Source organism: Paraburkholderia sediminicola, assembly GCF_046030555.1.
GTDB lineage: Bacteria > Pseudomonadota > Gammaproteobacteria > Burkholderiales > Burkholderiaceae > Paraburkholderia > Paraburkholderia sediminicola_E.
In genome coordinates this window covers 172,673-186,382 of the sequence record NZ_JAQQCH010000008.1, presented here as the reverse complement: position 1 = coordinate 186,382, position 13,710 = coordinate 172,673, and the positions used below count along the sequence as shown (strand labels likewise).

Below are 13,710 nucleotides of genomic sequence, written 5' to 3'. Positions count from 1 at the left end.
CTCATAGGTGTTTCTATAGGCGCTTTTTTAAAGGAAGGCGCGTCAGGCAGTCGGTTCCGCCTCACGACCTTCCGTTGCACCTTCGCTCGCCTGCAACTGCTCTTGCGCCTGTTGTTGCTTCCGTGCCTCGAGTACATCCTGGTAGCGCATATACCCACACCGCCCACCGGACTTGGCCGCATACATCGCCGCATCGGCGTTGAGCAGAAGTTCCTCCACCGTGGTGCTGTCGTCCGGAAACTGGCTGATGCCAATGCTCGCGCCCACTGCCATGCTTTGTCCGTCGATCAGCAGTTCTTCGTTCAACGCGCCCATGATCCGCGAGGCAATCGCCGGGGCCGCCTCCACGGAGCGCGGCCCTTCGATCAACACGATGAACTCATCGCCGCCAAGGCGCGCGGCAACGTCCGCCGTGCAGAGCACCTGCTTCAGCCGGCGCGCCACCGCGGTGAGCACCTTGTCGCCAATCGAATGGCCGAACTGGTCGTTGATCTGCTTGAAGCGGTCGAGGTCCACGAACAGCACGGCGAGCCCTTCCCCACGCCGCGTCGCTTCTTCGATCGCTGTCGCGAGCTTCTGCATGAACAACATACGGTTCGGCAGGCCGGTCAGCCCGTCGTGCGTGGCGAGATGGACGAGCTCACGTTGCTTGTTATGCAGCACATCCATTTGCGACCGGATTTCCCGGCGCAAACGATCGAAGCAGCGCGCCAGCACGCCGATCTCGTCGGTACGTTTGAGCGGCATCGTCTCCATCGCGTGCTCGGCGAACAGGTGCGTCGCCGCGTGCGCGAGGATGTGCAAAGGTTTGGTCAGCGCGCGGGCAAACAGAACCGCGAGGAACAGCGCCAGCACGCTGAAGATCAATACCATGCGAACGATTCTGTTGCCCAGCTGGGTCGCGCCGGACAACACATCTTCGAGCGGCTTGGCGAGGCCGAGCACGATAAAGCGATTACCCTCGGACGCGCCGAACGGCCTGCGTACGAACGCGAGCACCTGACCGGTCGCCTGTTTTGGCCGCACGAGACCGTTCAGCAACACTTCACTTTCTGACTGATCGAAGAGCGGCCTGGTGGCGGGAAAGCTGTCCTGCATCAGAACGCGACGCCCCCTGTCGAAGCCGAACGTTTTCGAGGCATCCGGATGGACCAGAAAATCGCCCCATTCATTGGCGAGATAGACCTGGTAGTCGCTCGGCAAATCGCTCTGCAAACGTTTGAGCAGACCGGCAAGATCGATGTCGATAATGACGACGCCCACCACCGCCCCACTCGCATCCGCCACGGGTGTGCCGAGCCGCAGCGTCGGTTTGCCCTCGGCGGCATGCGTACCGTACTCGTGATTCACCGAGATCGGCGAGGTGTAAATGCGTCCGGCGGAAAACGCGAGCGTGTCGAACACGTACGCGAACTGGCCTTTCTCCTGCAAGCTGTTCCCCGCGACCCGCACCAGGCCGTCCGCATCACGGTCGAAACGGATCAGTTCGAGTCCGTAGTGCTTGCGGGTAATCAGACGGATTTGCAGATACTCGGGGTGGTGAACCATGAAGCTGGCATACGCCTGCGCCAACTGTTCGCGCGGCGCATTCGCGCCAACGCCGTTGTCGGTCCGCACGACGTCCGCTGAGGACGGCAGGCTCGCGAGCACCAGCGCGTCGGCAGCGACATCGTCGATCGACACGGAAAAGCGCTGCCCCAGCAGTTCCGTTGAAGTCAGCAGGCTGCGTTCGGCCTCGTTCACCAGCATCGTCCGGTTCGCGCGATACGCGTAATAACCGGTCGCGCCGGACGCGAGCACGCCGATGCACGCAAGCAGAATCGATAATTTGAATGTCAGGCCGGGACGTATCATCAAAAACGCTCCGACCTGTCGCCGGACACGATTCTCTTCCACAGGTCTTCGCGCCGCTGGATATCTTCCACCGGACCGATCCAGACGATGTGCGCGTTGTCGCTGTTTTCCGCCGGCGCCGTCAACGTATTCGCAAGCCCCTGGCGTTGCGTCAACAACGCACTGACGTCCGGTTCGAGCATGTAATTGATCCATGCAAGCGCGAGCGGGTGATCCTTTGCGGCACGCGTCATCGACCAGCAGTCCAGCCACGCGAGCGCCCCTTCGTCGGGAATCACGTAGCCCACGTCCGCGCCGGCACGACGCAACGATTCAACCTGCTGGGTGCCATAGTTACCGAACATCAAGGCAACGTTGTGCTGGATGAAGAACGCGGTCGCTTCTTCCGGCAGCTTGTAATAGGTCAGCAGGTTGCGGCGCAGATCGACGAGCTTGTGGGCGATCACGCGCATCTGCACGGCATCGAGCTGGAACGGATGGGGATAGCCCAGCGCCAGCGCGGTGAACGAGAAATTATGTTGGGCGCTATTGAAGTCGAGAACCTTGCCGCGGTAGCGCGGGTTCCACAGTTCGCGCATCGAGCGCGGCGCAACGGCGATCTGCTTGCGGTCATAGATCAGCCCCATCGACGAATACGTGAATGGAATGGCGTACACATTGCCCGCTGAGGTCAGCCCTTCGATCGACGACAGCGCCTGAAACCGCGGCAACTGTTTTTTCGTATTCGGCAAACTGGCCAGATCGAGCGGCGCCAGCAGATTCGCGCGTGTATAGCGTTCGATTTCAGCCGTATTGGCAGCGAGCACATCGAACGGCGGCGTGGCCTGGACATGCATCTGCGCCCATAGCGCCTCGTCCGAATCGACCAGGGTCACTTCAACCTTCGCGTGATAGCGTATTTCGAAAGTCTTGACGACGTCGGCGTCCGCGTAACCCGGCCAGGCCAGCACACGCAAAACTTTGTCGGCGGCCACGACCGGCGCCGGCGACAAAAGGCTACAGCAGAAAGCGGCATTTATCAGCAGCGTCAAAAAGCCGGAAAGGCCGCCGCAGCGCCGTGAATGCGCGCATGCCGCCACAACTGCAATCCGGCGCCGTAACGATGGATTGAAACAGCGCATTTCATCTGCCATGGAAATCGTGTGCATATACAACACCGCTTAGCAGAAGGCCTTTACGACGAGCGCAGACAGGCGTGCGGCGTTTAACCGCGGGCGTAGTGCTCGATGACTTTGTTCAGACAGATACCGATACGCGCGCATGCTGCAATGGCGAGCGTGCGGAGCGTTGATAATAGCGCCAAGCAAACCATTTTGGTTCCACCCTCGCCTCAATAGAGAAAAACGAACTATCCGGCGTGATTTAACAAATGTGCTCATCTGCGTTTAACGGTAATTCTTGCGAAATCTTTAACTTATCGTCGGGCAATTGAAACAGGAACGCCTTAATAGACGGCAATATCCGGTAGTAAATAGTGTTACTTTAAATACTGGTTTTGCAGAACAACGCGTTGCGCGAAGTATCCGGGCAGCGCCCCCGCCATCCCGCCGTCCCGTCATTAGACAACTTCATTACGAGGTCTTTACAGGCCAATCCGCAGCGCACGAAATCAATGCAAGACGCATGGCGGCGCCGTTGAATCCCGACCAGATTCCGGCTTTAGAAGCTATTCCCTTTTGCCATCCGGTGTTTCACTAGCTACCCAATCTTTTTGAACTGATAAGCTTGGCGCGCGCTGCTGGCCGCCCCGGCCGGCAGCTTCAACCCAAGCCCGGTCGTAAGTCGCGCCGGGCGTCCCGCAGCGGCACAACCGCATACGGGAGTATTTGAACTACACCGAGGAGTTAAACAGTGAAAAAACTGCTAGCGGCTTTGACGGTTGCTCTGCTTGCTACCGTCTCGATTGGCGCACACGCTAAAGATTGGTCGACTATCCGTTTCGGCGTTGACGCCAGCTACCCTCCGTTTGAGTCGAAGGGCTCGGACGGCAAGCTCGCGGGCTTCGACATCGACCTCGGCAATGAAATCTGCACGCGCCTGAAGGCCAAGTGCGTGTGGATCGAAAACGACTTCGACGGCATGATTCCGGCCCTGAAGGCGAAGAAGTTCGACGGTGTGCTGTCGTCGATGTCCATGACGCCGCAACGCGCTGAACAGATCGCCTTCTCGGCGAAGCTGTTCAACACGCCGACGCGCCTCGTCACGAAGAAGGGTTCGGGCATCCTGCCGACCGCCGATTCGCTGAAGGGCAAAGCGGTTGGCGTCGAGCAAGGCACGATCCAGGAAACCTACGCGAAGACTTACTGGGAACCGAAGGGCGCGAAGGTTGTGCCGTATCAGAACCAGGACCAGGTCTACGCCGACTTGCTGTCGGGTCGTCTTGACGCATCGCTGCAGGACGCGGTTGAAGCTGAAATCGGCTTCCTGAAGACGCCGCGCGGCGCGGGCTATGAGTTCGCAGGCAAGGATATCGTCGACGAGAAGATCCTCGGCAACGGCGCAGGTATCGGCATGCGTAAGGAAGACACCGATCTGAAGGCGAAGGTCGACAAGGCGATCGCCGACATCATCAAGGACGGTACGTACAAGAAGCTCGAGAAGAAGTACTTCGACTTCGACGTGTACGGCAGCTAAGCCAGCCACGCGCGTCTGACGGCACGCTTGCCGGCTTGCCAGGGAACGGGCTCCGCATCACGCGGAGCCCGTTTCGTTTGCGCAACCGCTTTGCCGCGCCGCCCGGACTGCGATTGAACCGGCCATGCCTGCCCGCGTGCCATCCGGATGACGCCGCATAAAACCACGCGTCGCGTCATATCGGCTAAGATCGTGCGATAGAGGCGCCGCGAGCCAGCCCGCCAATGACCGACAGTGAAGCACCCTTTCCCTTGTAATCAACGACATAGCGCGGCATGCCCCACTTGCCCGCGGATTTGAAAACCATGCAAACCCAAACCCATCCGCTGATTGCCCCAACGCTCGGCACCGCCCGTAATCTGACGAGTTTTCACTATGGTCCCGGCGGCGGGCAGAAGATTTACATCCAGTCGTCGCTGCATGCCGACGAATTGCCTGGCATGCTGGTCTCGTGGGCATTGCGCCGCAAGCTTGCCGCGCTGGAATCCGCCGGCAAGGTGCTCGGCGAGGTCGTGATCGTGCCGGTGGCCAATCCGATCGGTCTGAATCAACACTTTCTCGGCCATCTGACGGGCCGCTTCGAGACCAACAGCGCGCAGAACTTCAACCGCAATTTCTACGAGCTGTCGGCGCTGATTCAGCCCGGTATCGAGGCGCGTCTGACCGACAACATCGACGCCAATCGTACGGCGATCCGCGCGGCGATGCATGAAGCGCTCGACGCGCAAAAGCCGGCAACCGAACTCGAATCCCAACGTCTGGCGCTGCAAAAGCTCTCGTATGACGCCGACGTCGTACTCGATCTGCACTGCGACTGGGAAGCCGCGATGCACCTGTACACGAATCCGGACCTGTGGCCGGAAGTCGAGCCGCTCGCCTGCTATCTGGACGCGAAGGCGTCGCTGCTGGCGCTGAATTCGGTGGGCAATCCGTTCGACGAAATTCACAGCTTCTGCTGGTCGGATCTGCGCGGCCGTTACGGCGACCGTTTTCCGATTCCGAATGGCTCGATCTCGGTCACGATCGAACTTCGCGGCCAACGCGAAGTGTCGTACGAGTACGCCGAGCGCGACGCCCAGGCGATCATCGAGTACCTGACCTCACGTGGCGTGATCGACGGCGCGCCGGCGCCGCTGCCGGCACTCGAATTCGCCGCGACTCCTTTGGCCGGCGCCGAGCCGATCGTCGCGCCGATGAGCGGCGTGCTGGTTTACCGCTGCGAAGTCGGCACCTGGGTCGATGTCGGCCATGAGATCGCCGACGTCGTCGATCCGTTAACCGATCGCGTCGTGACGCTGAAAAGCACCGTGGCCGGCGTGCTGTACGCGCGGCATTTGACGCGCTTTGCAACGGCCGGGCTGGAATTCGCGCGCATTGCCGGCGCGAAGGCGTTCAGAAGCGGGTCGTTGTTGAGCAATTAAGGCACCGCAGAGGCCGCGCTTGCCGGTATTTGCCTGCGGCGCAAGGCAATGCCTGCAAAGCAGATCGCCCGCTATTTCAGCGGGCGATCTACGTTTACGTGCCTGTTGCGAAAGAACGGAGTGTTCAAAGACGGCTGGAAAGCCGCTTATGAAGCCATTCAGAAAGCTGGAATGATCGCGCCTTTGAACTGCGTGTCGATGTACTTGCGCACTTCGTCTGACTCATAAGCCGCGACCAGCTTCCTGACCCACGGCTTGTCGCGATCCTGCGCACGCACGGCGATCAGATTCGCGTACGGACCTTTGAGGTCCTCGATCGCGATCGCGTCTTTCGTTGGCTGCAAACCGGCCTTCACCGCGTAGTCCGTATTGATCGACGCCGCATCGAGGTCGTCGAGCGAGCGCGGCAATTGCGCGGCGTCGAGTTCGATCAGCTTGATCTTCTTCGGATTCTCGGCGACGTCGAGCGGCGTTGCGTTGACACCGTTCGTGCCGACGCCCGGCTTCAGCTTGATCACGCCGTACTTCTGCAACAGCAGCAGCGCGCGATTGCCATTCGACGGATCGTTCTGGATGCCGACCTTCGCGCCTTCCGGCAAGTCCTTCAGCGACTTGAACTTCTTCGAATAGAAGCCCATCGGCGAAACGTAGGTCAGACCGACGTTGACGATCTTGTAGCCACGCTGCTTGATCTGGCTATCGAGAAACGGCTGGTGCTGGAAACCGTTGGCGTCGAGGTCGCCGGCGTCGAGTGCCGCGTTCGGCTGCACGTAATCGTTGAATTCGATGACCTTCACATTCAGCCCTTCTCGCGCCGCAACTTTGGTCACAACCGACCAGATCTGCGCATCCGGGCCGCTCATCGTGCCGATCTTGAGTTGTTTGTCGTCAGCATGCGCAAACGTTGCCGTGAGTGAAACGGCGGCGATAGCGAGCAGATTCTGGATGATTTTCCGGCGTTGCATGCGTGTCCCTCGAGCGGTTTTGATTGATAGGCGCGGATCGTCGCATGCGGCCGATGCCCCCGAAAACCAATCGTTTTTCACACGCTTATATGCACGAGCCAGAAAAAGCTTATGAGCCACGTGCCTTGCTTGATTTCAACTAGCGAAGCTAGATGAGTGTCGCGCCGACACGACAGATATCAAAAAAAGCCAAGCTGTCACATACCTTACTCTGCGTTCCCTTAAATTTCGGGCCATCGCACGACCTTACCGAAGAGCACGGCGTCGCGATCGCTTAATTTTTAATCGGAGAAAGTCTTGAACAAGAAAGTATTGACCGCCGCTACTCTCGCCGTCTTCGCCAGTGCCGCCCACGCGCAAAGCAGCGTCACGCTGTATGGCCTGATCGATGCCGGTATCAGCTATGTGAACAACTCGAAGACCGCCACCGGCCACGGCAACCTCTTCAAGTACGACGACGGCGTTGCTCAAGGCAGCCGTTGGGGCCTGCGCGGTACCGAAGACCTCGGTGGCGGCCTGAAGGCGCTGTTCGTGTTGGAAAACGGTTTTAACAGCGGCAACGGCACGCTCGGCCAGGGCGGCGCGATGTTCGGCCGTCAAGCGTATGTCGGTCTGTCGCAGAACGGCGTCGGTTCGCTGACGTTCGGTCGCCAGTACTCGTTTTCGACGGATTATCTGGGCGGCAACTACTCGACGGGTGGCCAAACCGTCGCGGGTAACTACGCTTACCACATCAACGACGTCGACCAGTTGACGTCGAGCCGTATCAACAACGCAGTCAAGTTCAGCAGCGCGAATTTCGCGGGCCTGACTTTCGGCGCGATGTACGGTTTCTCGAACCAGGCTGGCGCATTTGCCGGCTCGCCGGCTGGCGGCACGACCGCAGCACCGGTGGCAGGTTCGTCGCGTGCGTACAGCGTCGGCGTGAACTACGCGAACGGCCCGTTCGGCGTTGGCGCAGCGTACACGGACATCCGTTACCCGAGCCAGGCAACCCCGGCGTTCTCGACCAGCATCGCCAACGTCTCGACGGGTAACGTCCGCGATCTGCGCACGTTCGGTGTCGGCGGCCGTTACTCGATCGGCGCAGCCACGCTGTGGGCGTTGTACACGAACACGCGCTTCGAGCCGATCACAGGCGGTTCGACCACGTTCGCGGCATACGAAGCGGGCGCAAAGTACGCGTTCACGCCGGCACTGACGGCAGGCGCGGGCTACACGTACATGCACCTGAGCAATGCGAATCGCGGCCACTGGAACCAGGCCGACCTGAGCGTCGACTACGCGCTGAGCAAGCGTACGGACGTGTATGCACTGGGTATCTACCAGATCGCAGCGGGTCGCAACGGTACGCAGGATCTGCAAGCGCAGATCGGTTCGAGCACGAGCTACTTCAGCACGTCGGGCACGGGCGCGGACAACCAGTTGGCATTCCGCGTCGGTATCCGTCACAAGTTCTAAACGAGTCTTACTTTTGCCGGCGAGGAGCGTTAGCTCTTTGCCGGCAAAAGGTTATGGAAAACGCCCTGCGGGGCGTTTTTCTTTTGCGCGATCGGTTTTTCAGGCACCTGTGTTGATGTAAAGCGGTCTCGCGACGCCCAGCCACTTCCAGCGCCGCCGCGGCTTCTGGTACGCTGCGCCCTTTGCTACCGCTTGCATTGGACTCGATGGAAACCCCTTTCAACGATCGCGGCGTGTCAGTCACGCGCAACGCACTCTCGTCGGCCGGCCAGGTCTTTCCGCTGCGCGACATCGTGGACGTACAGGTCGTCACCGTGCAGAAGAATAAAGTCTTGCCACGCGCGATCTCGCTGCTTGGACTCGTCGGCGCTATTGTCGGCGGGATATTGCGCTCGCCGGTCGGCATGGTGTGCGGCACGATGCTGGTGGTGGTCGGCTGGCTTACCTGGGCGACTCAGGACGTCACGCATCGTCTGATGGTGCAGACCGCGAATGGCCTGCGTGAGGCGCTCATGAGCACCGATCGCGAATTCGTCGAGCGCGTTGCCGCGGCCGTGCACGAGGCGAAGGCAGCCGCTCCGGCGCCGAAGGCTTGAGCGTTCGCCATCCGTAAAACGCCGGGCGTGGCGCGTTAACACAAAATTGATTCGCCAACGGGCAGCTTTTGCGCGTCGTTGAGGCGCGCGCCGCTAGAGTGGTTGGGTGTCAATAACGCGCGCCGCCTCGTCGAATCGGCGCAACCATGATGCTCACGTCCGTCGCAACGTCTGAAGTCTCCGTCCCGCGCGCACCGCGCGAATCACGCATGCCCCGCCGCACCCATATCGTCGTTCCGCTTGTCATTATCGACGTCACCGTGCCCGGCACTTCGTCGGCAAATGGACGGCGCGCGTTGCATACCGCCCTCGGCGACGATCTGCGTCTCTACATCGTGACCATCGACAAACAACTCGAGCGCGTGACCTTTCGTGTCGAAGTAACCTCGCGCTCGCTCGAGGACGTGATCGGGCTGCTGACAACCGCCCTCGACCGCGCCACGCTCGGTCACGCGCAAACCACCGTGATCCGCCGTCCACGCAACTATTGACATAGATCAATGCTTGCACGGGCAACTGACTAGCCGCCCCCCAAACCTTTACACATCTTTGCAATTGCCCGCGGGTGGCCATGTAGAGTCGGCGCTCCTGTTATCGCGTGTTCCCTCCCGCAGGCCCCCGCAAGCGTCCCGGTTTCTCCGTCCACGCCGCGGCAATCCACTGAGATTGCCGCCAGTGCTGTCCAGGCTGCCCAACTCGCAGCCAACGATGCATCGCCTTCGCCAGGGATCCGCCTTTTTGCAAAGCGTGATCCTATGTTCCTGTCGTCTCTCGATGCCGCGCGCCGGCATTTTGCTCATCATCTTCGTCGTTCAGCTGTAGTGACCCTGATCGCAACAGGCGCGCTTGCCGCGCTGACCGGGTGCTCCACCACCTTCCCTACCCCCACGCCGCCCGCTGCAAACGCCGCGCTGATCAATGGCGGCAATGACGGCCTGCTGATCCCGCTGCACGTGGAACGAGCCGACGAAGATCATGCACGCCTCGGCCTGCCGGTCCAGCTCGACGGCAAGCCGGTGTACATGGTGCTCGACACGGGAACGCAAGGCGCGCGGGTGTTGAAGTCGGTGCTGCCGGCTTCGAACTATTCAAGCGCCGGCAGCGTGACCTCGCTGTCATTCGCGAACGGCGTGGAGATTCTCGGCTCAGGCGTCAAGGTGCCGTTCAGCCTGGCCGGTACTACGCCGACGCCGATCGCCGCGCAAGCGGTGGACGTCGTGCGCTGCCTGCCGAACGCACGGCACTGTGTCGGGATGGACGGCTACACCGGTGAATTCGGCTGGGCGTTTTCCGGCATTGTCGGCGTCGGCGCCGCACAGCCGGACGACAACAGCTACACACAACCGTTGCGCGCGCTGCCCGACAACATCGGCCAACGTTATCTGGTGCATTCGAACTTCGCGAAGCCGTACATGGTGTTGAGCCCCTCAAACACCATGACGAAGGACTACACGATGGTGCCGATGACGGTGTCGAAAGATGGCACGGCACAATGGCCGCGTGGATGCGTGAATGTGGCCGGCAAGATGACTTTTTGCGCGCCGCTGGTGTTCGCAACCGGCAGCACTGGCATGATCCGCATCGAAATGGACACAGCGCCCAACTGGACCGGTGACGGCGATGTCGGCAATGTGCTCGAGCAGGGCAACTATGAAACGGCAATCGGCACCGGCCCATGGGTACACCGTTACGAGAAAGCGCAAGTCACGATCGTCAAGGCGAAACCAAACGCGAATCGCATTGTGGTCGGTTTGATGGCCATGCAGAATATCGACGTATTATTCGATTTCCCGCGCGCGCAGTTCGGTCTGCATGCAACGAACGAGAGCGAACGATTCGCTCCGTGATATTCATCGATCGATAAAAAAGGCCGTGCGGATTTTTTCGCACGGCCTTTTTTTATTTGAGCAAGTGCCTTAGTAAACAGACACAAGCGCAGACTCAAGCGAGACACAAGCGCAAACACAATCACAAATGCGTTCGCATCACTCCATACTGAGTGGATTCACGTGCCAGATATTGCGCGCATATTCGCCAATCGTGCGGTCGGACGAAAACTGCCCCATGCCCGCGACATTTTCGATTGCACTCTCGGCCCACCCGCGTTTGTCGACGAAACGCGCATCCACCTCGTCTTGCGCTTTCGAAAACGCGGCGAAATCGGCGAGCACCATGTAGTGATCGCCCCAATCCACTAGCGTGTGGAAGATGTCCGAGAAGCGTCGTGGATCGTCCGGCGAGAAGTAGCCTGAGCGAATCTGGTCGAGCGCCATGCGCAGATCCGGATTCTCTTCGTAGACTTGCCGCGGCCGGTAGCCAGTGGCGCGCAGGCCGTCCACTTCGTCAGCGGTGTGGCCAAAGATGAAAATATTCTCACGCCCCACTGCGTCGCAGATCTCGATGTTGGCGCCGTCCATTGTGCCGATCGTCAACGCGCCGTTCAACGCGAGCTTCATGTTGCCGGTACCTGACGCTTCGGTGCCGGCCATTGAAATCTGCTCGGACAGATCGGCTGCGGGAATGATCAACTCGGCCACGCTTACACCGTAGTTCGGCACGAACACCACCTTGAGACGATCGCCGATCAATGGATCGTGATTAACCTTCTCGCTGACGTCGCCGATCAGCTTGATGATCGTCTTCGCCATGCGATACGCGGAGGCGGCCTTGCCGGCGAACATCACCACGCGCGGCACCCAATCGCGTTCCGGATTCGCGCGAATCTGGTTGTAGCGCACGATCACATGCAGCACGTTCAGCAACTGCCGCTTGTATTCGTGAATGCGCTTGACCTGAAGATCGAACAGCGCATCGGGATCGAAGTGCAGTTTGGTGTGATGCGCGAGCCGCTGCACGAGCCGCAGTTTGTTCTGCCGCTTCGCTTCACGGAAAGCATCGACGAAGGCGCTGTCGTTGCGCAGATTGCGCAGTTGTTCCAGCTCGAACAGATTGCTGCGCCAATGCTTGCCGATCTGCTGATCGATCAGCGACGACAGCGACGGACTCGCCTGCGCCAGCCAGCGCCGCGGCGTGATGCCGTTGGTGACATTGGTGAAACGATCGGGATAGATGCGCGCGAAGTCGGCGAAGATGTCGCGCGTCATGAGTTGCGAGTGCAGCTTCGATACGCCGTTCACCTTGTGACTCGCGACGATCGCCAGATACGCCATCCTCACACGCCGCTGGCCATATTCGTCGACCAGTGAAATGCGGCGGATCATCTCGCCGTCATGTCCCGATTGTTCGCTGACATGCTTGAGAAAGCCCGCGTTGATCTCGAAGATAATCTCCAGATGCCGCGGCAAAAGGCGCGCGAGCATCTCGACATCCCATGTTTCGAGCGCTTCGGGCATCAAGGTGTGATTCGTGTACGAGAAGATCTTCGTGACGTGCTGCCACGCCTTGTCCCACGGCTGATGATGAACATCCACCAGCAAACGCATCAGTTCCGGAATCGCCAGCACCGGGTGCGTATCGTTCAGATGCACCGCTACCTTTTCGGAGAAACGCCCGAACGTGCTGTGCGTGCGCTGATAGCGGCGAATCAGATCCTGCATCGTCGCTGAAACAAAGAAATACTCCTGACGCAGCCGCAATTCGCGGCCGGCCGGCGTCGAATCGTCCGGATAGAGCAGCCGCGACACGTTCTCAGACATGTTCTTGGTGTCGACCGCGTTGCGGTAGTCACCGCGGTTGAACGCGCCGAGGTCGAGTTCTTCGCTCGCGCGCGCGGACCACAGGCGCAACGTGTTCGTCGCACTGGTCGCGTAACCCGGAATCACCGTGTCGTAGGCCATGGCGTTCACATGCTCAGTGTCGATCCACTCAACATGCTCGCCACGCTGCACCGTGCGCCCACCAAAATGCACCATGTACTTGATCTCGGGCCGCGGAAACTCCCACGGATTTCCCGCGCGCAGCCAGTAGTCCGGCGCTTCGACCTGCTCGCCGTCGACGATCTCCTGACGGAACATGCCGTATTCGTAACGGATACCGTAGCCGAAGCCCGGAATGCCGAGCGTCGCCATCGAATCGAGAAAACAGGCCGCGAGGCGCCCGAGGCCGCCATTGCCGAGCGCCGCGTCCGGCTCGATATTGACCAGCATGTCCATATCGACGCCGAGACCCGCGAGCGCTTCCTTCATCTGATCGTGAATGCCGAGCGCGAGCAACGCGTTCGTAAACGTGCGGCCGATCAGGAATTCCATCGACAGGTAGTAGACGCGTTTAACGTCCTGTTCGTACTGCAGGCGCGTGGTCTTCATCCAGCGCGCGACCAGCCGGTCGCGCACGGCGAGCGCCGCGGCGTGCAGCCAGTCATGCGGGTGAGCGGTGACGGCGTCCTTGCCGACGCCGTACATCATGCGATTGGAAATTGAGCGCCGTAGCGCGTCGACGGTACTGTTGAGCTGGTCGAATTCCAGATCGACGGCTGTCATCGAAGCCTCCGGGAAAAAACGACGCGACATACGCGAACCGCATAGATGACGGACGGGAGGCGCGTGTCGGTCAGGCGGGTTAACGAACAGAGTACGACATTTTACGGCCCACGGACACCGGCGAGCACGAGCGGGGGCTCACGCACATGCCATGCCTGTCGACACGCCACACTTCACGGGTTCTGCGCACGTACGCGGTGCAAGCGGCCTGTACTCGGCACTGCGCACGTGCATCGGCCCGCAAAACAGGCAAACGATGGCGAGCCGCGACAGGCGCTTCCCTGAGAAGAAACAGCACGATTATTTTTTCGACGTGTGACTTGCCGATGAACGCGTTGAC

The 13,710-nt window shown here is 60.2% G+C and carries 10 protein-coding genes; 6 read left to right on the top strand and 4 right to left on the bottom strand.

Annotated elements, in window-relative coordinates; translation table 11 throughout:
* Positions 1-42: 42 nt before the first annotated feature.
* Both PQQ52_RS14300 and PQQ52_RS14295 read right to left on the bottom strand, forming a co-directional pair.
* Complete coding sequence (locus PQQ52_RS14300) at positions 43-1,854, bottom strand: diguanylate cyclase domain-containing protein (protein WP_408212054.1); 1,812 nt, start codon at positions 1,852-1,854, stop codon at positions 43-45.
* Complete coding sequence (locus tag PQQ52_RS14295; RefSeq protein ID WP_408212051.1) at positions 1,854-3,002, bottom strand: ABC transporter substrate-binding protein; 1,149 nt, start codon at positions 3,000-3,002, stop codon at positions 1,854-1,856. The genes PQQ52_RS14300 and PQQ52_RS14295 overlap by 1 nt, the downstream gene beginning before the upstream one ends.
* A 703-nt stretch (positions 3,003-3,705) precedes the next feature.
* On the opposite strand from PQQ52_RS14295, the gene PQQ52_RS14290 reads away from it, so the two are divergent.
* Complete coding sequence (locus tag PQQ52_RS14290; protein WP_408212048.1) at positions 3,706-4,488, top strand: ABC transporter substrate-binding protein; 783 nt, start codon at positions 3,706-3,708, stop codon at positions 4,486-4,488.
* Between the two features lie 305 nt (positions 4,489-4,793).
* Positions 4,794-5,909 (top strand): succinylglutamate desuccinylase/aspartoacylase family protein, encoded by a 1,116-nt coding sequence (locus PQQ52_RS14285; protein WP_408212045.1) that lies wholly within the window; start codon positions 4,794-4,796, stop codon positions 5,907-5,909.
* Between the two features lie 158 nt (positions 5,910-6,067).
* Here PQQ52_RS14285 and PQQ52_RS14280 read toward each other — a convergent pair whose 3' ends face one another.
* Complete coding sequence (locus PQQ52_RS14280; protein ID WP_408212042.1) at positions 6,068-6,874, bottom strand: MetQ/NlpA family ABC transporter substrate-binding protein; 807 nt, start codon at positions 6,872-6,874, stop codon at positions 6,068-6,070.
* Between the two features lie 297 nt (positions 6,875-7,171).
* Between PQQ52_RS14280 and PQQ52_RS14275 the strand changes: the two genes are divergently transcribed.
* From PQQ52_RS14275 to PQQ52_RS14260, 4 genes are all read left to right on the top strand, one after another.
* Entirely contained in the window at positions 7,172-8,335 is a 1,164-nt protein-coding gene (locus tag PQQ52_RS14275) for a porin (protein WP_408212039.1), read from the top strand.
* Between the two features lie 206 nt (positions 8,336-8,541).
* A complete protein-coding gene (locus PQQ52_RS14270; protein ID WP_408212036.1) occupies positions 8,542-8,931 on the top strand; it encodes a DUF6232 family protein in 390 nt (129 codons plus the stop codon).
* A 209-nt stretch (positions 8,932-9,140) separates the two neighbouring features.
* Entirely contained in the window at positions 9,141-9,422 is a 282-nt protein-coding gene (locus tag PQQ52_RS14265) for a hypothetical protein (RefSeq protein WP_408212033.1), read from the top strand.
* Positions 9,423-9,686: 264 nt separating this feature from the next.
* On the top strand, positions 9,687-10,778 hold the full coding sequence (locus tag PQQ52_RS14260) for a hypothetical protein (protein ID WP_408212031.1): 1,092 nt from the start codon (positions 9,687-9,689) through the stop codon (positions 10,776-10,778).
* A gap of 138 nt (positions 10,779-10,916) precedes the next feature.
* Here PQQ52_RS14260 and PQQ52_RS14255 read toward each other — a convergent pair whose 3' ends face one another.
* Complete coding sequence (locus PQQ52_RS14255) at positions 10,917-13,370, bottom strand: glycogen/starch/alpha-glucan phosphorylase (RefSeq protein ID WP_408212028.1); 2,454 nt, start codon at positions 13,368-13,370, stop codon at positions 10,917-10,919.
* Positions 13,371-13,710: the final 340 nt, after the last annotated feature.